Source organism: Hyphomonadaceae bacterium BL14, from assembly GCA_027627705.1.
In the GTDB taxonomy this organism is placed as follows: domain Bacteria; phylum Pseudomonadota; class Alphaproteobacteria; order Caulobacterales; family Maricaulaceae; genus Oceanicaulis.
The window spans coordinates 2,662,207-2,684,673 of sequence record CP091242.1 but is presented as its reverse complement, the minus strand read 5'-3'; the positions used below and the strand labels follow the sequence as shown (position 1 = coordinate 2,684,673).

Genomic DNA, 22,467 nt, shown 5'->3' with positions numbered 1-22,467 from the left:
GTATGAACAAGAAGAGACTGACGGGAATGCCGGGCAGCAAGGGAGACGCGCGCAGGTCCGGCAAAGCCGCCGCAGACCCGGCGGCCGCCTCCCGGAAACCTCAAGCCCGCGCGCCGGCGGCACGGGCGGCCAGCAAGGCCGCGCCGGTCACGCCGCCCGACCGTCCGTCAGGTCCGGCGCTGATCGAGGCTGGCGATCTGCTGGCCTATCACGAGGCTCAGCAGGCCCGCGCCGACGCTCTCCAGCGCCAGATTGCCAGCTTGCACGCCCGCCTGGACGATGCAGCACAATTGCTGGCATCCCGCGCGCAAGTGATTGATGACATTGATGCCCGTCGTGTCGCCGCCGAGAACCAGCGCGCGGTGCTGGCCCGGACACTGCGCCAGGTCAATCACAGCCTTGTCTGGCGCTTTGCGCGGATCATCCGGGCCGCCGGACGCCGGCTGCCGCCACTGGGTGCGCTGTCTGCCCTGCTGTTTGAGTCCGTCCTTCAGCTGCTCAATGGCCGGATCGTCCAGCGGCCGCAGCTGCGTGCGGCGCGTCTGGCGCGGGCGAACGAGGACCGCGCCGCCATTCTGGCCAGCGATCTGTTTGATCCTTCCTGGTATGTCGAGCAATATCCGGACGTCGCCGAGTACAAGCACAGCCCGCTGGAGCATTTTCTGCGCTACGGAGCCAGCGAGGCGCGCAACCCCAATCCGTTCTTCGACACCGCCTGGTATCTGGCAGCCTATCCCGAAGCCGTAGCCAGCGAACGCAACCCGTTGGCCTATTACGCGCTGTTCGGCATTGCCCAGAAGCACGCCGCCAGCCCGCGCTTCGACACCCACTGGTACGGCGTTCACTTCGCGTCTCACCTGACCAGCGGCATGACCCCGCTTCAGCACTACCTGCATGCCGGACAATGGCTCGGCCTGCCAACCAATGCCGCCGCCGCTGCCAGGCAAGCGGCCGGGGCTACCGCGGAAGCTCCCGTGCTCATTCCCGCACAGCCGGACCTGCCTCCCTTCCGCCTGACGCAGCCCGACGCCATCCCGGCCGGTGAGAATCGCACCCAATCGGCTGGCACCACCCATGGCAACCCGCCAGGCAAGATCGCAGAGCCATGAGCGCCGTGGTGGACACGCCCTCAGAGCGAGAAACCCGGCTCGGCCGGGGCCGCGGACGGGTGTTTTCGCCCGGCGCGTTCGTCGAGCTGGAGATCGCCCTGCCCGATTGGGCAAGACCGGCCCTGCGCAAGACTGATCTGGACGTGATCCTGATGATCGATGCGCCGGGGGCTGACTGCGGTCTCGAGCCTGTTATCGCGCTGGATTTCGGCACACCCGGCTCGGCACCGCTGCTGCGCTGGCAGATCGACGGCGTGGCGGCGGCCCGCGGCGGGGTCCGCCTGCGCCTCCCGCGCGGCCTCAGGAAACTCTGGCTGCGGCCGCATAATGGACCTTTCGTCGCCCGTGATTTTGCCTGCCGGCTGATGCCGGCCAGTGTGGCGCGCCCGCGGGGCGAGCGTCTCCTGTTTGAAGTGCGCGCCGGCGACGAGGCCGGCATCGGCTCGCTGAAGACCCGCCCCTCCCTGCTCGATGCCACTGCGCGCGCCAGCCATTATATGGAGCTGGACACGCTCACTGGCCGGTTCCGGACACTGACAGCTGATCCGCATATCGAGTTCGATCTCAAAATACCGCTTGGCAAGGGATGGTGGCGCATCGACGCCGACATGGCCGCTCCCGATGCTGCCCGGCCGCGCATCTATTTCGCCGATGATCAGAAATACTTCGAACACCATTCCGCCGAGCTGACCCTGCGCCGGAGCGGCCGGTTTACCGGTTACATATGCCTGTCCGGCAGCACGGCCCGGGTGCGCTTCGATCCGAGCTGCCGTCTGGGCGACAGCGGAAACCTGCAGCGGCTCTCGCTCCATCCCGTGTCTCCTGCCGCCGTCGCGCGCGAAGCGGTAAGACCCTCCATCTGGTCAGCGACACGCAGTGCGCGGGCTTCGCGCGCCTTGCTGCGCCGGCTGTTCGATCCGGCAGCCGATACCGGCCACTGGCCGCTGCCCTTGCGCATGCCCGACGAAGAGGCCGGCAAAGCCGGAGATGCCGAGGCATATGCCAGCTGGATCGCCAGGCATGACTACCATCCGGCCAGAGACGACCCGCATTACATGAGCGCCTTGAGGCAGCTGGACGAAGCGCCGCTCGTATCGGTGATCATGCCGGTCTACAAAACTCCCGTCGAGCTTCTGGATGCGGCGATCAAGTCGGTGCGCGCCCAGCTCTATTCCAACTGGGAGCTCTGTATCGCTGACGATGCGTCCGGCAGCCCGGAACTGGACACGCGTCTGCGCTACTGGATGAAGACGGACCGGCGCATCAAGGTCGCCTTCCGTGAGACCAACGGCAACATCTCTGCCGCCACCAACTCCGCTTTCGCCATGGCGCAAGGCGAATGGGTGGCCCTGCTCGACCATGATGACGTGCTGCGCCCGCACGCCCTTGCCGAGCTTGTGCTGACAGCCGCCCGCAAGCCGGACGCGCAGATCATCTATTCGGATGAAGACAAGCTCGATGAGGACGGCCAGCGCTACGGCCCCTATTTCAAGCCGGATTTTTCACCCTGCCTGTTTTACGGGCAGAACTACCTCAACCACCTCACCGCACACCGCGCCGCCAATATCCGCGCCGTTGGCGGCTGGCGCGAAGGGTTTGAAGGCAGTCAGGACTACGATCTCAATCTGCGCATTCTCGAACGCGTCGGCGCGGACGCGGTCGTGCACATCCCCAAGGTCCTCTACCACTGGCGGGCAGTGGCGGGCTCGACCGCGGTGGCTGTCAGCGAGAAGTCCTACGCCTGGGAAGCCGGGAAGCGGGCGCTGGAAGAGCATTTTGCGCGCCTGAAACTGCCCGCCACAGTGGGTCAGGTTGAGGAACTCCCCTATTACCGGATCGACTGGCCCGCCCCCTCGCCTGAGCCGCTGGTCAGCCTGATCATTCCGACCCGCGACCGTGGCGAACTGGTCGAGATGTGTGTGGAGTCCATTCTCGGGCTCTCCACCTATCAGAACTACGAGATCCTGATCGTCGACAATCAGTCCACGATGCCAGAGACATTCGCCCTGTTCGACCGGCTTCAGGAAAAGGATTCCCGCGTCAGGGTCCTGACCTACAACAAGCCGTTCAACTTCTCCGCCATCAACAATTTTGCTGCCCGGCAGGCCCGAGGCTACATTATCGGCCTGGTGAACAACGATATCGAGGTGATCACGCCGGACTGGCTGGAGCAGATGGTCTCGCTGGCCATCAGGGACGAGATCGGATGCGTCGGTGCCATGCTGTATTATCCCGACGACCGGATCCAGCATGCCGGTGTCGTCATCGGCATTGGCGGCGTGGCCGGCCATTCGCACAAATATCTCGAGCGCGGCACACAGGGTTATTTCGCGCGGCTCAAGCTGGTTCACGATGTCAGCGCGGTCACCGGTGCCTGCCTTCTGGTGCGCCGAGCCGTTTACGAGGCGGTCGGCGGACTGAACGAAGAGCACCTGACGATCGCGTTCAACGATATCGATTTCTGCCTGAAAGTGCGCGCCGCCGGCTACCGGAATGTCTTCACCCCCCGCGCCGAATTGTATCATCATGAATCCGTCAGCCGCGGACATGAAGACACGAACGACAAACGAAAGCGTTTCCAGCGTGAGGCTGAATACATGATCAAAAACTGGGCGACGCACACCGCAGTCGATCCGTTTTATTCGCCCCACCTGTCTCGTGATTACGAAGACTTCCGGATATCCGATAATTGATCAATTTTTTTCGGATGATTTCAAATAGAAGCCGCTCGCGTCAATCAGCCGCTCTGGCGGGCCGGCCGGCCCTGTAGAGCGGTACCGAGCCCGAAGGCCGGACTTGCGGATGCTGGCGTTGTCCGGCTGTGATCACCGAGGCGGGCTGGCCAAGCCGCGATGGTGACGCAGGGCAGGCTGGCAAGCCTGGTGGCGCTGTGCGATCTGACCTGGCTCTGATCTTCGCATCAGGGTGCCCGCGTGCCGCGGGTGCCGGCAAGGTACCAGAACCTGTGCGCGTCCAGGCATTCGGACCGCAGGCCGCCGCTTGCGCTCTTGACGATGCCTGTCTGTTGAGGTCTGCCTGATGCACTCTGATATCAGGCGATGGCCATCCGGTTCGGCCATCGGCGAGCGACACACGACCGGGCCACCCAGAGGAAACCTGTGCCGGCAGGTGGCTGACCCGCCGCAATCGGTGTAAAAATCGGGTTTATCTTCATGATCGTAGGAACACCTCCTCTGGCTGATTTTAGACTGCCCTAGGTTATTTGGTGCGTGACTCTTCCGATAAGAAATTGGCCTATCAAGGAGCCGCTACCCAAATGACGACCAGGCTGACCAGACCACCGGAATCGACGCGGTCACGATCGAGCGAGACAGCCCACGCCGCGCGTCTGTTTCTCGCCCTTGTCCGCCGTGAAGTGGAGGGGCGCTATCGCGGATCCGCACTTGGGATCGGCTGGTCGATGATCACCCCGCTGATCATGCTCGGGATCTATACGTTTGTCTTTGGCGTGATCTTCCGGTCGCGGTGGGTGACATCGGACGCAGACGCCTCACCCGCAGAGTTTGCTGTCATTCTTTTTATTGGCCTTATTCTTTTTCAGGTTTTGGCGGAAACCATTACACGCTCGCCCGGCCTGATGGTCGCTAACACAAACTACGTAAAAAAGGTCGTTTTCCCGCTTTATATTCTTGTTCCGGTTACACTCGGATCCGCCCTGACACATGCCGGAATCAGTCTGCTTATTCTGGTGCCGTTCTTGTTTATTGTATTCGATGGAATACCCTGGACGGCGATATTTCTGCCGCTATCGGTTGCGCCCCTGTGTTTGATGGCACTGGGTGTCGGGTGGTTCCTTGCGTCGATCGGCACGTTTGCCCGTGACATCAGCCAGGTCGTGACCTCCCTCACGACAGCCATGCTGTTTCTGGCTCCGATTTTCTTTCCGGTCAGCGCCCTGCCTGTCTGGCTGCAGCCATGGATCCGGTTCAACCCGCTTACCGTCCCGGTGGACGAGGCCCGGAAGGCGCTGGTTTTCGGGGTCCTCCCCGATTTCATGACGCTGCTTGCCTACACCTGTGTCGCGCTTGCAGTCTGTACGGCAGGGTATGTCTGGTTTCAGAAAACCCGGAAAGGATTTGCCGATGTCCTGTGATCCGGTGATCCGTGTCAGTGACGTTTCAAAACATTATCTGATCTATGAGCGGCCAGAGGACCGGCTCAAGCAGATGATCCTGCCAAAACTGGCGCGAGTCGCCGGGCGGGGTGGACGGCAATACTACCGGGATTTTCCGGCGGTGAGCCATGTTTCCTTCGAAGTCGGCCGGGGTGAGACCTTGGGGATTGTTGGGCGCAATGGTTCAGGCAAGTCGACCCTGCTCCAGATGATCTGCGGAACGCTCACCCCCACTGGCGGTTCGATCGAGGTCCATGGACGCATTGCGGCGCTTCTCGAACTCGGGTCCGGCTTCAACCCGGAATTTACCGGGCGCGAGAACGTTTTCCTGAACGCCGCCATACTCGGCCTGTCCAACGAGGAGACCCGCGACCGCTTCGACGCCATCGCCGCATTTGCCGACATCGGCCATTTTATGGATCAGCCGGTCAAGTCGTATTCCTCGGGCATGTATGTCCGCCTCGCCTTTGCGGTGGCGATCAATGTCGATCCGGACATTCTGATCGTCGATGAAGCGCTGGCAGTCGGGGACGAGGCTTTCCAGCGCAAATGCTATGCCCGTATCGAAGCCATTCGGGCCTCCGGGGCGACGATCCTGTTCGTGAGTCACGGCGCGCAAACCGTTGTCCAGCTGTGCGACCGGGCGATCATGATCGACCGGGGCGAAAAGCTCATGGAAGGCCGGCCCAAGACAGTCATCAACAACTACCAACGCATGATGAGTTTGACGGGCGAAGAGGCGGAGGCCGCCCGTGAGGCCATCAAGTCGGCAGATGGCCGGGGCGAAGACGTATCCTCCAGAGCGTCTCACAGCGGCCAGATCGCACCCCGGCCGGCCGCCATGCCGGACGGCAAGACGAAAGCCTGGTTTGATCCAGCGCTCATCTCCGCTGCAAAACTGGAATACCCCAGAAAGGGCGCCACCGTATCCGATGTGAAAATTATCGACGCAGACAATCGCAACGTAAATAATCTGCTCCTGAACGAAAAGTATTTTTTCCAATACGTTGTCCACTTCGATATGGACATGTCGAATGTCAATTTCAGTATGTTTGTGAAGTCAATCAATGGCGTCGAAATCGCGGGTCAGCACGCCTTTCCCTACGATTCCCACATTGATGTCGCGGCCGGCGAAAGCGTGACTGTGACCTTGCCGTTTGACTGTCCGTTCCTGCCAGGCACTTACAGCTGCAATTGCGGCGTGTTTACCCGCGCCGGGCACGATATCGACATTCGCCACCGCATTCTTGATGCGGTCCTGTTCCGGGTGCTGCCGGTTGACGCGCACTATAGCCGCGTTGGCATGATTGATCTGTGTCCGGATAATCGCGCGGTCCGTATCGAACGCAAAGCCGGCCAGACACTGCCCTGAGCCGCGCGGGGTTCTCTGCTGGCAAGGCCGGCAAAGGATGAGGCCTGAGCGCGCCTTGCCCTGAGGCCCCGCGTCCAAGAGCACGCAGATCACCGGCCCTCGAGCCGCCCGCCGCAGGCCGTGCGCAGACCGTGTGGACCTGTCAGCAGCCCCGGTGACGGCTCGAGCGGCGCTATTGCGCCCGGTTCATTGGTGGGGGCTCTGCGCGCGCGTCCAAACCAGCTCGCTTGGCGCGCGGCCCTGCCAGACCGTGCCCGCGATGGTGTCCCCGCCGTCCAGCGCGCCTTCGAACATCAGCGCGCCCAGACCCGTGGCGAAACCGATCTGCGGCCCGTCCACACGCACCTGTTCAAAGCGCACCTGCGCCCCGCCTTGCCCGGGCGCGGTGAGCTCCACCTGCGCCGCGTCCCCCTCCAGCGTGATCGTCAGGCGCAAGGGCCGCGGCTCCACGCCGGTTTCCAGCACCGTCACCCACACGCCCTCAAGGCGCGGATCGGGGGCCTCGGCCGGTTCGCCGGTCCCGGACAACACCGCCATCGGCTCAGCCGGGCCGGACGGGCTGCAGCCGGCGAGGATGAGAGCGAAGGCGGCGAGGCAGAAGGCGATCAGACGCATGGCGGCTCCGGCGATGAGACCCGTTGAGACTTAGCCGCCGCAGGCCTGCGCGGCCAGTGCGGCGGTGCGCCCGGCAATCGTGCCGAGGGCGGCTTGCGAGAGCGGGTGGCGCGCCTGCCCGTACTCGGCGGGCAGACCCGTCGCGGTCTCCTGAAACAGGTGATTGACGCCGTCGAGGATCACGACCTGCGTTGGCAAACCCCCACGCGCCGCCATCAGGGCCTCGGACTGGCGCGCGGGCAGCACCTGCAGGTCAAACTCGCCGAATACGCCCAGCATGGGGCCGGGGTAGTCAGCCGCTGCCGACACCGGGTCCACGGCGAAGCTCGCCACGGCATAGGGCTGGCCCCAGATCCGGGCCTGCTGGCGGGCGAGGCCGGCGGGCGCGCCGGCGTTCAGCAAGGCCTGCTCCATGTCCTCGCTGACGCGCGCACTGGGCTCTGCCGCGCGCAATACTGCAAACATGGCCTCTTGCAGAGCGCGATTGCCGGTCACCTGGGCGTCGGTCCCGCCTGAGGCGCGGATCAGGGCTTCGGCCTGATCAAACAGGGTCTGCTCCAGGCTCATATGCATGCCTGCCAGCGAGATGATGAAGTCAGGTTGAGCGTCCGGCGCGGCGAGCAGGGCGATCAGCGCGCCTTCGGAATGACCGGCGAACCCGGCGCAGGCGATGCGCGGTTCAGCCGCCAGCATGGCCAGCGCCGCTGCGGCATCGGCGGCGAGATCGGACGGAGCCTGCGGCGCGGGTCCGGTGCTGGCGCCGACCCCGCGATCATCAAGGCGCAGAGACGACAGGCCCTGCGCGGCCAGCGCCTGCGCCAGCGCGGCGTAGAGGCGCAGCTCGCCAAAGGTGCCATCCCGGTCCTGGGGTCCGGAGCCCGACAGGATCACCACGCCCGGCCCGGCAGTGTCGCCCGGCGCCAGACGCAGCGTGCCCGACAGCGTGACCTCGCCCGCGTGGATGCTGACAGCGGTTTCGCCGTCATCATTGTGTGGCGCGGCCGGAGCCGCTGGCTCAAAGCGTCCCCGTTCAAACCTCAGATCAGCCTCCACAGTCCCCTGCCGGAAGCGGCCTTGGATCGCGTCGCCCTCGCGCACGCCATCGAAGGCGACGCCCGGCGGATTGATGGCGAAACCGATCACGTTACCGGCGATGGCCAGCGTGGTCAGCGCCATGCCCGCCGGGCTCTGATCACGGGAGATCAGTGCGCCCCGCCAGCCATCCTCGCCCGCCTCCAGCTCCAGCTCCAGACGCAGCGATTGGGCGCCAATCTCCAATGTCCCACGCCAGGCACCGTCAAAGCCTTCGGTGGTGCTTGCCTGCGTCCCGGGGCCGGCCGGAGACGGCGCATCGGCACCCGCACGAGGCCCGCACGCAGCAAGCGCGAGGCCGGCAGCAAGGCAGAGAGCGGCGCGTTGGAAGGCGGTCATGGCTGGGGCTCCTTGTCAGCTCGGTCTATTATTTAGCATTGACGCTAATTAGCGTCGAGTCTAAATATTGAAACATGACAGATGTGTTCGAAGCCCTTGCCCACCCGGTCCGCCGCGCAGTGCTGAAAAAACTGCGCGCGGGGCCGATGAGCGCGGGCGATCTGGCCGACGCGTTTCCGGTGACCAAGCCCACCATGTCGCGCCATTTCGCGGCCCTGAAAGACGCCGGCCTGATCCGGGCCGAACGCATCGGCACCACCATCCGCTACCGGCTCAACGCGTCGGTAGCTGAAGAGGCTGTGGCGGCCGTGATGGGCCTGCTGGGAGCCGGAAACCACGAGGACGAAGGAGAGGACGGGCATGAGCGCTAGAGCACTGACCGCGGTGGCGGCCCTGATCGCAATGACACTGGGCTTCAGCCTGTGGGGCTGGCTCGCTGCGCCGCCAGGCGTCGAGATCGCGGTGCACTGGAACGCCGCCGGACAACCCGACCGCTATGGCGGCAAGGCGGAAGCCTTCCTGCTCATCCCAGGGGCCGCGATCTTCCTGTCCATCCTGCTGGCGGCCGCGCCCCATATCGATCCGCGCGGGCGCAATCTGGCGGCGTCCGGCTCAGTTCTCCCGACCATATGGATCGCAACCCTGTGCCTGTTCGCCATCGTCCAGGCGGCCCTCACCCTGAGCGCGCTCGGCATGGTCGCGCCGGACGGGGACAGCGTGCCGCGCACAGTGATGCTGGGGGTGTGCGCCCTGATGGTGATCGTGGGCAATGCGCTGGGCAAGGCGCGGCCCAACTGGTTTGTCGGGGTGCGCACGCCCTGGACTTTGTCGTCTGACCGCGCCTGGGACGCCACACACCGCTGGGCCGGGCGCGGCTTCGTCCTCAGCGGCCTGATCGGCGCAGCGTGCACCCTGCTCGCGCCCATCATGGTGGCGGTCTTCGTGTTTTCCGGCCTGATCCTGATGACGGCCTTCGGGTCGGTGGTGCTGTCTTTCCTGGTCTGGCGCCGCGACCCGGAGCGCGAGGTGTTCAGCGAGGACAGCTAGCGGCGTTCAAGCCCCCGCCACGATGGGCGCATACACATGCCAGGGGAAGGCCTGCACCAGGCGGCGGGAGAACTCCACGCCGCGCTCGCTATTGCCCTGGGCGCCAAGGCGCGGGCTGTAGAGGGCGAAGCCGGCCACACCGGGCACCACGATCATCAGCGCGCCAGAGACGCCGGACTTGGCGGGCAGGCCGACGGTGAAGGCGTACTCGCCGGAAAAATCATACATGCCGCAGCTCAGCATGAGCGAGAGCACGGCCTTGACGCTTTCGCGCGAGATGAGCTGGCGCTCGGTGACCGGGCACACCCCGCCATTGGCCAGCGTCGCCGCCACGCAGGCGAGCCGGCGCACATCGGTCTCGATGGCGCAGCAGCGCAGGTAAAGCTCCAGCGCCTCGTGCATGTCGGCTTCAGGCGGGAAACAGCCATGCTCGCGCATGAAGTACGCCAGCGCGTGATTGCGGTCGGCGTGTTTGGTCTCGCTGGCGTACACCGCCGCGTCAAATCCCGGTGCCTCGCCCGCCGCCGCGCCGCGCCACAGCCGCTTCACCAGATCAAAGCGTTCGGCCACCGGCAGGCCCGGCCGGATCAGGGCTGCGGTCAGGATCGCCCCGGCATTGATCATGGGATTGTGGGGCCGGCCCTTCTTGTTGAGCGTGATTTCGTTGAAGCCCTGCCCCGACGGTTCGCGGCCCACATGGGCGTGTAAGGTGGTTTCGCCCACCAGCTCCAGCGCCAGGGCGTAATTCATGGGTTTCATTACTGACTGCACGCAGAAGCGCCGGGTGGCGTCATCCTCGCCCAGGCCCAGCTCGAAGCGCTGGCCGTCAATCGTGCAGCAGCCCAGCGCGAAGGCGTCCGCGTCGGCCTTGGCCAGCTCCGGGATATAGCTGGCGACCTTGCCCGCACTGACGCCCGAGGCGTAGTGGAACAAATTGGTGAGCCGTCCACGAAAGGCCAGGAAATCGCCCGCCGCCAGACCGCCGGTCAGCGCCGCGCGCACCAGGCACGCCTCGTCTCCCGGCAGGGCGAAACTGTCCTCACTCAAGGCACCAGCGTCTTTGAACATCGCACGGGTGGCGGTGAGGCGCGGATCGTCCGGTCCCAGTCCGGCCGTCTGCAGCGCCGCCAGTAGCGCCTCGCCCGTCGGCTGCCCCCGCGCGGACAATGCCTGCCAGGCCGCGGCGCTGTCGGCCTTGCCGGTCGCCGGCGCGGCGCGCTCGAACTGGGCGGGCCGGGTGCGGAAAGCGCCAGGCACCAGGGCCGGCGCGGTGTGTGGTTTCGGGGGAGCCAAATGCGTCACCGGGGGCGGGAGGACATTACCGCCCAAGCTTCACAGTGCCGCCCTCTGTGCGCAAGCCCTACGCCACGGCGCGCAGGTCGGCGTGCATGTTGACCATGCCCATCGCAATAGAGGCGAAACGTTGCAGCGCCTCGAAATCAACCGAATCGAACCGGACACTCGGCTCGTGGTTCAAGATCGCAAAAGCGCCCAGCACAAAGCCTGACGGGCTACGCACAGGAATGCCAGCATAGAAGCGCATGTAAGGCGGACTGGCGACATAGGGGTTTTGCACGTAGTCAGGCAGGAGGGTGAGATTCTTGGCGATGAACGGCTCGCCTGTCTCCACGACCCGCCTGCAAAACGCATGACAGGTGGGCACATTCTCCCCGGGGACACCGGCAATCCAGGGGAAGGTTGTCACCTCCGGACCCACGCAGCTGAGCGCAGCAAGCGTGCCACGAAAGGCGTAACGCGCCGCTTCAATAATCTCGGGCAGCTGTGAATCGGCTGCGAGCGCAGCGGCCTGGAACCGCTCCAGTTCAACCAGGCGCCGCGGATCGTCCAGCCTGATTGCACCCGGATTAGACATGCAGCACCCCAAGCAGCGACCTGTTCGGCCATTCATTAGCCTGTACGAATTTGAAAGATCGGTAAAGCCACCGCGCAGGCCCACGGGCTGACTCCGGCGGTGGCCTTCTTACGGGCCGGTGGAAACAGCGCTTTCATCGCATCCGGCCTGGCCCTAGATTGCCGCGCCGCACAATGAAGGAGACCGCGCCATGTCAGCCAAGCCCGTCAAAAAGATCGTCCTCGCCTATTCAGGCGGGCTGGACACCAGCGTCATCCTGAAATGGCTGCAGGACGCCTATAACGCCGAGGTCGTCACCTTCACCGCCGATCTGGGTCAGGGCGAAGAGCTGGCGCCGGCGCGCGCCAAGGCCGAGAAGGCCGGGATCAAGCAGATCTATATCGATGATCTGCGCGAGGAATTTGTGCGCGACTATTGCTTCCCCATGGTGCGCGCCAATGCCGTCTATGAGGGCCAGTATCTCCTGGGCACCTCCATCGCCCGCCCGCTGATCGCCAAGCGCCTGGTGGAGATCGCCCACGAAACCGGCGCCGACGCTGTGGCGCACGGCGCCACCGGCAAGGGCAATGACCAGGTGCGCTTCGAGCTGGGCGTGGCGGCGCTAGATCCGTCCCTGCGCGTGATCGCACCGTGGCGCGAATGGGATCTGACCTCGCGCACCAAGCTGATCGCCTACGCCGAACAGCATGGCATCCAGGTGCCCATGGACAAGCGCGGCGAGGCGCCGTTCTCGGTGGACGCCAATCTCTGGCACACCTCGTCCGAGGGCAAAATGCTCGAGGACCCTGCTGAAGAAGCCTTCAACGAGGTCTGCCTGCTCACCACCCATCCCGAGGACGCGCCGGACCAGCCTGAATACATCACCGTCGGTTTCGAGCGCGGCGACGCCATCAGCGTCAATGGTGACGCGATGTCGCCGGCAACGCTCCTCACTGCACTCAACGCGCTGGGCTCAAAGCACGGCGTTGGCCGGCTGGATCTGGTGGAGAACCGCTTTGTCGGCATGAAGTCGCGCGGCATTTACGAAACGCCGGGCGGGACAATCCTGATGATGGCCCATCGCGGCATCGAACAGCTCACCCTCGACCGGGGCTCCATGCACCTGAAGGACGAGCTGATGCCGAAATATGCCAAGCTGCTCTATGAGGGCTTCTGGTTCAGCCCCGAGCGCGAAATGCTGCAGGCAGCCATCGACCATTCCCAGCGCCATGTCAGCGGCGAGGTCCGCTTGAAGCTCTACAAGGGCAATGTGCTGGTGGTGGGCCGGACGTCGCCAGCCTCGCTCTACTCGCTGGCCCACGTGACCTTCGAGGAAGATCACGTCTACGACCAGAAAGACGCCGAAGGCTTCATCCGCCTCAACGCCTTGCGCCTGCGCCTCATCGCGGACCGCAAGAAGCGGCTGGGCGAGAACGATTGATGTTTTACCTATTGTGCGGGATTGCAAAACAAATTGGGCTGGCATTTCCAGCTGCCGTTTGGAGCGCAAGGCGTACAAGAATAGTTGGGCGAGCAGTTCGGGGCGCAATTGGCATCGCTCGGAGCACAGGGGCTGCACGACATGCGCGTTGTGTCTTGGCCATGTGCCAACAAATTACCAGTCGCAGCGGCAATCTCAAGCCTTGCTTTGCTCATTCCGCCCCCAGTGATGAGCTCATTGAAGCTGGCTTGCTGAATGGACCCGACAGACCAAGTCCGCGACATGATGCATGGGCTGACACGACCATCGGCGGTCACACAGGCAATATTCCCAGCGCAGTTGCCGCACAGATCACTCATGGATTCAGATCCACCGGACGCTCGTCCAAAGCCCCTGATGTCATCCACGCCAATGTTCTTAACACCAAGCGATTGGACGAAATCAATGGTCTCAGCTACATGTTCTGCATTGGCCTCCATACAGATTACTGAAACCCTAAGTGGAATGCCCTCTGCGACCAATCGCGAGGCGTTGCTAACAGTACGCTTATGGCTGCCTGGCCGGTTTGTGATCTGATCATGAATGTTCGGATTTGCACCGTAGACGGACGTGGCAACTTGCACGCCAAATGTTTTGATTGAGTCCAAAACCCTGCTCGGCAAGCGGGTCAGGTTTGAAAATACTTCCTGAAACTCATAACCTAATCGGTCAGCGGCCTCGATTAGATCTGGAAGCCTTGGATGCAGGGTAGGCTCGCCACCAATAAATTGAACTGCCCTGCAGCCCAAATCTGCGGCACCGGCAAGCACATCTACATACTCTTCGTAACTGAGTTTATCCTTAACCCCAGCATCTGGACTAGACTCGGTGTAGCAATGAGAACAGCTCAAGTTGCATTGATATGTCAGCTCAAGCCAAATGAAATCTAAATTTGATTTTTTGCCAATGTCTTGATTTGTCAATTGAATACCCTCCCGAAAAATTGGACTTTGTCAAATGGTAACTGTTTTTCTCCTCGAAATCAAATAGAACGCTTCAAAAAACAAGCTATATTCAGCTAAAATACTGAAATCTCTAGAATTAGTGCGATGCGCCAAACAAAAGAGTAGGCCTCTACCCAGACCGCAAAAAGCGGCTGGGCGAGAACGACTAGGCTGTAGGGAGCGGCGGCCGCCCCTAGCGGCTGCCGCTGCCGACCCGCCCGGCGTCACGGGCCGCCAGCACCACCGGCGCAGCGTCGCCATTCACCGGCGGCGCGCCATTGGCGAACACGACACTGTCGCGCAGTGTCAGCAGGCGGTCGCGTTCGGCGATGAAATGCGGCAGCTCGCCCGATGTCAGGCGCCGGCCCGTCGGCAGGTCCAGGCGCATCGGATTGAGCGGGCGTCCGTTATTGTGCACCTCATAGTGCAGGTGCGGGCCGGTGCACGAGCCGGTGCAGCCCACATAGCCGATCACCTGCGCCTGGGAGACACGCGCGCCGGCGCGGATGCCACGGGCGAAGCCCTGAAGGTGGGCATAAGACGTCTCATAGCCATTGGCGTGACGGATGCTGACATAATTGCCATAGCCGCCATGCCAGTTGGCGCGCGTGACCACGCCCGCGCCTGCGGCCATGATCGGCGTTCCGCGCGGGGCGGCGAAGTCGGTGCCATTGTGCGGCCGGTTGACCCGGTGGATCGGGTGAAAGCGCATGCCGAACGAGGAGGAGATGCGCGCGCCGTTCACCGGCATGCGCATCAGCAGGCGCTGGGCGGCTTCACCGTCGCCGGTGTAAAACCCGGTCTCTCCGTCGGGGGCGGTGTAGCGGAAATACTCGATGGGCGATCCGCGACCGGCGAAATTGACATAGACGATCTCGCCCGTGCGCACCGTCTCGCCGTCGCGGTTGACCTCGCGCTCATAGACCATGTCGAAGGCGTCGCCGGGCTGAATGGTGCGAAAATCGACCGCGTAGCCCAGAATGCCGGCCAGCTGCACCACGATCCGGTCGGTGGCGCCCTGCTCGATGGCCGCCATATACAGGCTGGAATTGACCTCGCCGCGCACGCGCACGAACTCACGCTGCAATGACAGGGCGGCTTCGCGGGCGCGGAAGCGGTCGCCGGAACGCGCGACGGTCAGTGTGCGTTCCACATCGGGACGGAAAGACAGACCGGCCAGACGCCGTTCGCTATCGTCCATGCCCGCAGGCGTTTCGAAGAAAATGGTCATGTCCTGCCCGGCGCGCAGGCGCCGCACCGAAAACACCGGATCCAGCGCGGCAATGGCGCGCGCGGCATCCACGCGGTCGGCACCGGCATTGGCAAGCACGCTGGCCAGTGTTTGTCCGGAGCGTACAGTGACGTCAATGCTGTCGACGGCGGCGCGTAACGGCGCAGCGGTGAACAAGGCATGCTCGGCCTCGATCACCGCACGCGCACTGTCCAGCAGCGGGGCAGCTGCAACGGCGCTGACACCTTCACCATCCGCCTGTGCGGTTTCGGACAGGGTCTCGATGGCGCTGGCGCTGGCGGGAACGGGAGACGCCTGGCTGGACGGCGCGCCGGGACTGGTGAATCGCAACAGCAGCGCGCCCACCACGATGATCAGGCCTAGGGCCAGCGTGGCGAAAAACACCAGTGTACGGGAGCGGCGGGCGTCATCGAGACGGACGTCGAATCCTGACATGGATGCGGATATCCCTGTTGCTTCCAGTGGTCTGAGGTCCCATCTCCCCTCCGAGATGAGCATTTAGCGGCTGGCGCCGGAGCGCTGCAAACCAGCTAGCAAATATCAGACCGATCTGGATCAGTCTGCTTTTGCGGTCAGCCGGAACGCATATGATGGTGACCCAGACGGCTCGTATTGCCAAGATCAATTAGCGTTACCGCGCGTTAACGATAAGACAACGCCCCGACGGGCCAGGTGAGAAGACAGCTGCAGCCATGAACAAGACTCTCCTACTCGCCGGGACGTTGGGCATTTTGCTCGTCGCTTCGATTGCCTTCGCGATCTGGGGGCTGGGTGGCGGGGGATTGCAGATCACCTGGCACGGCTGGCTGGCCATGGCCCTGGGCGTCGTCCTGTCGCTGGCGGTCGGCGGCGGGCTGATGACGCTGGTGTTCTATTCGGCCCGCCACGGCCATGACGATATCGACCGCGAGCCCTGAACGATCGCGCAGCGCGTTAACCTCTGACGGGCCGCGAATCGGCTAAGGCTCACGTCATGAGCACGCACATCATCCCCTCCGCTTCCGAGCTTGCGGCGCTTCTGGCCTCGCGGGTCTGTCATGATTTTTCCAACCCTGTTCAGGGCATGGGCGCGGCTATGGGTGTGCTGGACGACCCCAATGCCGGCGACATGCGCGAGGATGCGCTGTCATTGCTGCGCTCGAGCATGCGCCAGCTGGGCGCGAAGATCGAATATGCCCGGGTGTGCTTTGGTGCCGCAGGAAACCGCGGCGGCGAGATGAGCCTTGGCGAAATGCAAAAGCTGAGCACGGCGATGTTCGCCGAAGCCCGTCCGGACCTGGTCTGGAAACCGGCTGAGGGCGTCATCGACAAGCACGCCGCGCGCATCCTGCTCAATCTGGTCTGGCTGGCTGTGGACGCTCTGCCGCGCGGTGGCACGGTGACGGTGGAGGCCCATGCGTCGGCCGGTGGCGGCGCGCGCCTGCGCGTGGTCTCGGCCGGGCCGCGCCTGCGTCTCGATCCGTCCTATGTGCTGGCCCTGCGCGGCGAACGCCCCGAGGATGGTTTCGATGGCCGTTCGGTGCAGCCCTATTACGCCGGCCTGATGGCACGCGAGAGCGGCGGCCGGGCCGAGGCAAGCGTCAGCGAGGAGCGCATCGAATTCACCGCCCTCACCGGTCCTGGCCAGCGCGAGCAGGCGGCGGAATAAAGAATTCGCAGGCTAGTGCAGATTGCCAAGACTACATTAACCCGGTCCGTGGCAAAACAGCTGGAGTGTCATGTTAACCAACTCCAGGCGATCCCATGGACGAACTGATTGGCGAATTCCTCGCAGAGACGGCCGAAAGCCTCGATGTCATTGACTCCGAGCTCGTCAAGTTCGAAGCCAATCCCGGCGACCGGGCGACTTTGGACAATATTTTCCGCCTCCTGCACACCATCAAGGGCACGTGCGGCTTTCTCGCGCTGACCCGGCTCGAAGCCGTTGCCCATGCGGGCGAAACGCTTCTGGGCCGCTTCCGGGACGGCACCCTTGTGGCGGACAGCACAGCGGTGACGCTGGTGCTCCAGTCTCTAGACCGGATCAAGATGATCCTGGGCGGGTTGGAAGCGGACGGCGCAGAGCCGGACGGTGATGACAGCGATCTGATCGCCCAGCTGGAAGCCATGGCGGAGGGCCGCAGCACGGCGGCAGCAGCGCCGAAGCCGGCACCCGCGCCCGCGCCCACGCCCGCACCGGAGCCTGAACCCGAGCCGGTCGCGGTCGAAACCGTCAGCGCAGGACCGGACGCCGCACCGGATCCGGACTCGCCCTTCGATTCCGATCTCGGCCGTGCACTGCGTCCGGGCGAAGTGTCGCTGGCCGATCTGGAAGCTGCCTTCATGTCCACGCCGGGCCCTGAAGAAGACGAGCCAGACGCGCCCGGTGCCGTCCAGGCCGCCCACCTGGACCGGGATGAGGAGATGGACGTGACACCCAGCGCCGGCCCGGTTTCCGCCAACGACACCGGCGCTGCGTCGGGCGGTGCGCGCAGCAGCGCGACGATCCGCGTCAGCGTGGACGTGCTCGAAAATCTGATGACGACGGTGTCCGAGCTGGTGCTCGCCCGCAATCAGATGCAGCAACTGGTGATGGACAGCGAGGACAGCGAGCTCAAAGGGCCGCTCCAGCGCCTCACTTCGGTGACCGGCGAGCTGCAGGACGGGGTGATGAAAACCCGCATGCAGCCGGTGGGCGACGCCTGGCGCAAGCTGCCGCGCATCGTGCGCGATGCCTGCCAGGACCTCGGCAAAAAGATCCGGCTGATCCAGGAAGGCGAGGATACCGAGCTCGACCGTCAGGTGCTGGAGCTGATCAAGGATCCGCTCACCCACATGATCCGCAATTCCTGCGATCACGGGATCGAAAGTCCGGCCGCGCGCGCCGCCGCCGGCAAGCCTGAGACCGGCACAATCCGCCTGTCCGCCTATCACGAAGGCGGCGCGATCATCATGAAGATCTCCGATGACGGTGCCGGCCTGAACGCCGGCCGCATCCGCGAGAAAGTGCTGGAAAAAGGGCTCGCCACTCCGGAAGAGCTCGCCGGGATGAGCGAGGCTCAGATCCAGCGCTTCATCTTCGCGCCGGGCTTCTCCACCGCTGCCGCGGTCACCAGCCTGTCTGGCCGCGGCGTCGGCATGGACGTTGTGCGCACCAATATCGAACAGATCGGCGGCGCTATCGACCTGGCATCCACGCCGGGCGGAGGCACGGCTTTCACGATCAAGATCCCTCTCACCCTCGCCATCATTTCGGCCCTGATTGTGAAGGCGGGCGGTGCCCGTTTCGCAGCCCCGCAACTGTCCGTGCGCGAACTGGTGCGCGTCGGCCCGGGTTCCGCGGTCAAGGTGGAAACACTCAATGGTGCCCACCTGATCCGCCTGCGCGACCGGCTGCTGCCCGTGGTCGCTCTGTCGGGCGTGCTCGACCCCAGTGCGACCGGCACCGAAACACCGGCCGGCTATGTGATCGTGCTGGAGGCGTCAGGACGGCGCATCGGGCTGGTGGTGGACGATGTCGTCGACACGGTCGAGATCGTGGTCAAGCCGCTGTCCGGGCCGCTGCGCCAGCTCAACATGTTCTCCGGTGCCACGATTCTGGGCGATGGCTCGGTTATCATGATCCTTGATCCCAATGGCCTGGCCCAGGAGACCGCGCTGGAAGGCGAGGACCAGGATCAGGGCACCGAAACGGCTGACGGTGCGGGCGACCAGGCTGCGTTGCGCCAACGCCTGCTGCTGGTGCGCGCCGGCGGAACAGAACCCAAGGCCGTGCCGGTCAGCCTGATCACACGCTTGGAAGACATTGACGCCAGCGCGATCGAGATCGTCGACGGGCGTCATGTGGTGCAGTATCGCGGCCGGCTTTTGCCGCTGGCTCATGCGGCCGGTCCGGACGCCTTCCGCACCGAAGGGCGCCAGCCCGTGCTGGTGTTCGCCGAGGACGACCGCTCGGCGGGCGTCGCGGTGGACGCGATCATCGATGTGGTCGAAGAGGCGCTGGAGCTGGAACTGGGGTCTGACCGGCCCGGCGTCATCGGCTCTGCGATTCTCAAGGGCAAAGCCACAGAAATGCTCGACATTGCCTGGTTCATGGAGCGCGCCTGGGATGGCGCGCCCCAGCGCAGCGCCGCAACGCGCGCTGCGCGGCCGGCGGTCCTGCTGGTGGAGGCGGACGCCTTCTCCCGGCGCATGCTGGCACCGCTTCTGGCAGCAGCGGGCTATGACGTGACGGTCGCGGGCAGCCTGCACGAAGCGCGTGACGCCGCCCAGATGGGTGCGCGCTATGACGTTCTGGTGGGCGATCCGGCCGCACTGGCGCGCCTGGCCGAAGAGAGCCTGTTCGCAGATGTGCCACGTCTGGGCGTCGGAAACAGTCATTCAGGCATTCTTGAAGGTTTTGTTGCGATCATGCGCCCAAGTGACCGCGGCGGTCTGATCGCCGCGCTTGACCAAGCTGCGCGCGCAGCGTGAGGGAAACACAGATGAGCACGCAGGAGCTGATCGAATACGTGACCGTTCACATCGGAGGCCAGCCTTTTGGCGTGGAGGTCAGCGAGATCCGCGAAGTCTTCAGCCCGCAGGCCATCACGTCGGTGCCGCGCGCCCCGGACGGGATTGCGGGCCTGCTTAATTTGCGCGGCCGTATCGTCACCATGGTGGAAAGCCGCACCCGCCTCGGCCTGAGTGCGCGCGAAGCAGACGAGCCAGCGATGGCGCTGGGCCTGGAAGAGGGCTCGGATCTGTATGGTGTGCTGGTCGATATCGTGGGCGAGGTACTGCGCCTGGACCCGGCAGCGCTGGAACCCGCGCCCGGCCATCTCGATCCGCGTTGGCGCGCCCTGATCCGGGGCGTCTACCGGCTGGAAGACCAGCTCCTGGCGATTCTGGACGTGCGCGCCCTGATCGGGCGGCGCGCGGCGATGGCGGCCTGAGGAGGGCGCGTGATGAAGACCTGTCTGGTGGTCGACGACAGCCGGGTTATCCGGAAAGTCGCGCGCAAGATTGTCGAGGATATGGGCTTTCTCTGCGAGGAGGCCGGGGATGGTCAGGAAGCCCTGACCGCCTGCCGCAAGGCCATGCCGGAAGCCATCCTGCTGGACTGGAACATGCCGGTGATGAACGGGCTCGATTTTCTGATCAAGCTGCGTCTCGAAGCCGGCGGCAAGAAGCCGGTCGTGGTGTTCTGCACCACCGAGAATGACATGGCCCACATCACCCAGGCCCTGCGCGCAGGCGCGGACGAATACGTGATGAAACCGTTCGACGGCGAGATTATCGAATCCAAATTTGCCGAGGCCGGCCTGGTCTGACCCCGCGTCAACCGGCCAGGAGACATGAGATCGTGAGCGCCGCCCCGTCCCAGACCCGCGTTTCATCGCCCGCCGGCTCCAACCCGCGTGTGCTTGTGGTAGACGACAGCGCGGTGGTGCGCGGCCTGGTGGCGCGATGGATCGACGCCGACCCCAGGCTGACCCTCGCTGCGACCTGCCCCGATGGCGAACAGGCCGTTCGCCGTGCCGCGGAGCTGCAGCCCGATCTGGTCGTGCTGGACGTGGAAATGCCGCGCATGGACGGGCTGACCGCCCTGCCACTGATCCTGAAAGCCGCGCCGCGCGCGCGCGTTGTGATGGCCTCGACCCTGACGCGCCAGGGCGCGGAAGTGACGGTGAAGGCCCTGTCGCTGGGCGCTGCTGACTACGCAGCCAAGCCCGAAGCTGGACATCTCGGCGGTGCCGAGGCCTACCGGGCCGAATTGCTGCAGAAGCTGGTCACACTTTGCCCGCGTCTGACGCCGCCGCCGCGTGTGACGGTGCCCATGCCGCGCCCTGCCGCGCGCGCATCCACCGCGCGCCCGTCAATCATCGCCATCGGCGCATCGACCGGCGGGCCCCAGGCCTTGCGCGAAGTGGTGAGCGCCCTGCCCGCCGACACGCGCGTCCCTGTCCTGATCACCCAGCACATGCCGCCCCTGTTCACCGCGATTCTGGCCGAGCACCTGTCCAAGCTGGGTTTGCCCGCCGCCGAGGCAGTGGACGGCGAAGCGATCAAGCCGGGCCGCATCTATCTGGCACCAGGCGGCTTCCACATGACCGTCCGGACCGGAAAGGACGGCCTTCAAGCCGCCCTCAACGAGGACCCGCCGGTGAATTATTGCCGTCCGGCCGTCGATCCGCTCTTCATGAGCCTGGCCGCCACCGGCGCGCGCGATGTGCTCGCCGTGGTGCTCACCGGCATGGGGTCGGACGGGCGCGAAGGCGTGCGGCGCCTGCGCACAACAGGCGCGCAAGTGATCGTGCAGGACCAGGCCAGCAGCGTGGTCTGGGGCATGCCCGGTGCCGTCGCCGAAGCCGGGCTGGCCGACATGATTTTGCCATTGAGCGATATCGGGCCGGAAATCGCCCGCCGACTGAAAGGACTGTCATGAGCCAGTTGGCACCGAGCAAGTTTGACTATCTGTGCCGCGAGGTGCGTGCGCGCACCGGGCTCGTGCTGGGTCCGGAGAAGGCCTATCTGGTCGAAAGCCGCCTCGGCCCGTTGGCGCGCCGGTCAGGCTTTGCCGCTATCGAGCCGCTGATCGACGCCATGATGCGTGGTGACAAGGCGATCCTCACAGATGTGTGCGAGGCGCTGGTGACCCACGAGACGTTCTTCTTTCGTGACAAGACCCCGTTCGATCTGTTTGAAAACGTGGTCGCGCCGACCCTCAAGACGGCACGCGCAGGCCGGACGCTGAAAATCTGGTGTGCGGCGGCCTCGTCGGGCCAGGAGCCCTATTCGCTGGCCATGCTGCTGGACGAGGCAGGCGGCCCGAACGCTGACATCCTCGCTACAGACATGAGCCGGGCGGTTCTGGAGAAGGCCAAGGCCGCGCTCTACAGTCAGTTCGAAGTGCAGCGCGGACTGTCGATCCAGCGTCTGGTGAAGCATTTCGAACAGGCCGGTGAAGCCTGGCGGGTCAAGGCGCATCTGCGCCAGAAGGTGCGCTTCGAGCAGTCCAACCTGCTCGACGATTTCTCCCGCCTGGGGCGCATGGACGTCATCTTCTGCCGTAATGTGCTGATCTATTTCGATATCGAGACCAAAACGAACATCCTCAACCGGCTGGCCGCCCAGATGGCCGATGACGGCTATCTGATCCTCGGTACCTCGGAGACCGTGATCGGGCTGTGCGACGCGTTGCGCCCGGTAGAGGGCCATCGCGGCCTCTATGCGCGCGCCGATTCCAAGAACCGCGCCGCCGCCTGAGGC

Annotated in this window: 20 protein-coding genes; 14 read left to right on the top strand and 6 right to left on the bottom strand. The window is 64.5% G+C overall.

The features are described 5' to 3' along the window. Positions 1 to 2: 2 nt before the first annotated feature. The 4 genes from L2D00_13040 (at position 3) to L2D00_13025 (ending at position 6,616) form a co-directional block, all read left to right on the top strand. A complete protein-coding gene (locus tag L2D00_13040; protein WBQ12763.1) occupies positions 3 to 1,109 on the top strand; it encodes a hypothetical protein in 1,107 nt (368 codons plus the stop codon). After that, on the top strand, positions 1,106 to 3,802 hold the full coding sequence (locus L2D00_13035; GenBank protein ID WBQ12762.1) for a glycosyltransferase family 2 protein: 2,697 nt from the start codon (positions 1,106 to 1,108) through the stop codon (positions 3,800 to 3,802). The genes L2D00_13040 and L2D00_13035 overlap by 4 nt, the downstream gene beginning before the upstream one ends. A 584-nt stretch (positions 3,803 to 4,386) precedes the next feature. Next, positions 4,387 to 5,223 (top strand): ABC transporter permease, encoded by an 837-nt coding sequence (locus L2D00_13030; protein ID WBQ12761.1) that lies wholly within the window; start codon positions 4,387 to 4,389, stop codon positions 5,221 to 5,223. Continuing rightward, positions 5,156 to 6,616: an ABC transporter ATP-binding protein gene (locus L2D00_13025; GenBank protein ID WBQ12760.1), complete on the top strand. Its 1,461-nt coding sequence runs from the start codon at positions 5,156 to 5,158 to the stop codon at positions 6,614 to 6,616. The genes L2D00_13030 and L2D00_13025 overlap by 68 nt, the downstream gene beginning before the upstream one ends. Before the next feature lie 186 nt (positions 6,617 to 6,802). Here the strand turns inward: L2D00_13025 and L2D00_13020 are convergent, their stop codons facing one another. Further along, positions 6,803 to 7,231 carry a hypothetical protein gene (locus L2D00_13020; GenBank protein ID WBQ12759.1) on the bottom strand — a complete coding sequence of 143 codons (429 nt, stop codon included), beginning with the start codon at positions 7,229 to 7,231 and terminating at the stop codon, positions 6,803 to 6,805. 30 nt (positions 7,232 to 7,261) lie between these two features. After that, a complete protein-coding gene (locus L2D00_13015; GenBank protein WBQ12758.1) occupies positions 7,262 to 8,662 on the bottom strand; it encodes an alpha/beta hydrolase in 1,401 nt (466 codons plus the stop codon). A gap of 74 nt (positions 8,663 to 8,736) precedes the next feature. On the opposite strand from L2D00_13015, the gene L2D00_13010 reads away from it, so the two are divergent. After that, entirely contained in the window at positions 8,737 to 9,033 is a 297-nt protein-coding gene (locus L2D00_13010) for a metalloregulator ArsR/SmtB family transcription factor (protein WBQ12757.1), read from the top strand. Beyond that, positions 9,023 to 9,709 (top strand): SdpI family protein, encoded by a 687-nt coding sequence (locus tag L2D00_13005; GenBank protein WBQ12756.1) that lies wholly within the window; start codon positions 9,023 to 9,025, stop codon positions 9,707 to 9,709. Before L2D00_13010 ends, L2D00_13005 begins: the two co-directional genes overlap by 11 nt. Before the next feature lie 6 nt (positions 9,710 to 9,715). On the opposite strand, the gene glsA is transcribed toward L2D00_13005, so the two are convergent. Together glsA and L2D00_12995 are read right to left on the bottom strand one after the other, a co-directional pair. Beyond that, on the bottom strand, positions 9,716 to 10,966 hold the full coding sequence (gene glsA / locus L2D00_13000) for a glutaminase A (GenBank protein WBQ12755.1): 1,251 nt from the start codon (positions 10,964 to 10,966) through the stop codon (positions 9,716 to 9,718). 103 nt (positions 10,967 to 11,069) lie between these two features. Next, a complete protein-coding gene (locus L2D00_12995; protein WBQ12754.1) occupies positions 11,070 to 11,582 on the bottom strand; it encodes a GAF domain-containing protein in 513 nt (170 codons plus the stop codon). 190 nt (positions 11,583 to 11,772) lie between these two features. Between L2D00_12995 and L2D00_12990 the strand changes: the two genes are divergently transcribed. Further along, positions 11,773 to 13,002, top strand: coding sequence for an argininosuccinate synthase (locus L2D00_12990; GenBank protein WBQ12753.1), 1,230 nt, complete (start codon positions 11,773 to 11,775; stop codon positions 13,000 to 13,002). 8 nt (positions 13,003 to 13,010) lie between these two features. On the opposite strand, the gene L2D00_12985 is transcribed toward L2D00_12990, so the two are convergent. Both L2D00_12985 and L2D00_12980 read right to left on the bottom strand, forming a co-directional pair. After that, positions 13,011 to 13,964 (bottom strand): radical SAM protein, encoded by a 954-nt coding sequence (locus L2D00_12985; GenBank protein WBQ12752.1) that lies wholly within the window; start codon positions 13,962 to 13,964, stop codon positions 13,011 to 13,013. Between the two features lie 214 nt (positions 13,965 to 14,178). Next, positions 14,179 to 15,672 carry a M23 family metallopeptidase gene (locus tag L2D00_12980; GenBank protein ID WBQ12751.1) on the bottom strand — a complete coding sequence of 498 codons (1,494 nt, stop codon included), beginning with the start codon at positions 15,670 to 15,672 and terminating at the stop codon, positions 14,179 to 14,181. A gap of 257 nt (positions 15,673 to 15,929) precedes the next feature. On the opposite strand from L2D00_12980, the gene L2D00_12975 reads away from it, so the two are divergent. The 7 genes from L2D00_12975 to L2D00_12945 all read left to right on the top strand — a co-directional run bounded on the left by L2D00_12975 (position 15,930) and on the right by L2D00_12945 (position 22,464). After that, entirely contained in the window at positions 15,930 to 16,154 is a 225-nt protein-coding gene (locus L2D00_12975) for a hypothetical protein (protein ID WBQ12750.1), read from the top strand. Positions 16,155 to 16,210: 56 nt separating this feature from the next. Beyond that, positions 16,211 to 16,885 carry a histidine phosphotransferase family protein gene (locus L2D00_12970; protein ID WBQ12749.1) on the top strand — a complete coding sequence of 225 codons (675 nt, stop codon included), beginning with the start codon at positions 16,211 to 16,213 and terminating at the stop codon, positions 16,883 to 16,885. 95 nt (positions 16,886 to 16,980) lie between these two features. Then, on the top strand, positions 16,981 to 19,689 hold the full coding sequence (locus tag L2D00_12965) for a chemotaxis protein CheW (GenBank protein WBQ12748.1): 2,709 nt from the start codon (positions 16,981 to 16,983) through the stop codon (positions 19,687 to 19,689). A gap of 11 nt (positions 19,690 to 19,700) precedes the next feature. Then, the gene (locus tag L2D00_12960) at positions 19,701 to 20,150 is read left to right on the top strand and encodes a chemotaxis protein CheW (GenBank protein WBQ12747.1); all 450 of its coding nucleotides are present in this window, start codon (positions 19,701 to 19,703) and stop codon (positions 20,148 to 20,150) included. A gap of 12 nt (positions 20,151 to 20,162) precedes the next feature. After that, positions 20,163 to 20,528, top strand: a complete 366-nt coding sequence (locus L2D00_12955; protein ID WBQ12746.1) for a response regulator — start codon at positions 20,163 to 20,165, stop codon at positions 20,526 to 20,528. A gap of 32 nt (positions 20,529 to 20,560) precedes the next feature. After that, the gene (locus L2D00_12950) at positions 20,561 to 21,643 is read left to right on the top strand and encodes a chemotaxis response regulator protein-glutamate methylesterase (protein WBQ12745.1); all 1,083 of its coding nucleotides are present in this window, start codon (positions 20,561 to 20,563) and stop codon (positions 21,641 to 21,643) included. Beyond that, the gene (locus L2D00_12945; GenBank protein WBQ12744.1) at positions 21,640 to 22,464 is read left to right on the top strand and encodes a protein-glutamate O-methyltransferase CheR; all 825 of its coding nucleotides are present in this window, start codon (positions 21,640 to 21,642) and stop codon (positions 22,462 to 22,464) included. Before L2D00_12950 ends, L2D00_12945 begins: the two co-directional genes overlap by 4 nt. Positions 22,465 to 22,467 lie beyond the last annotated feature (3 nt).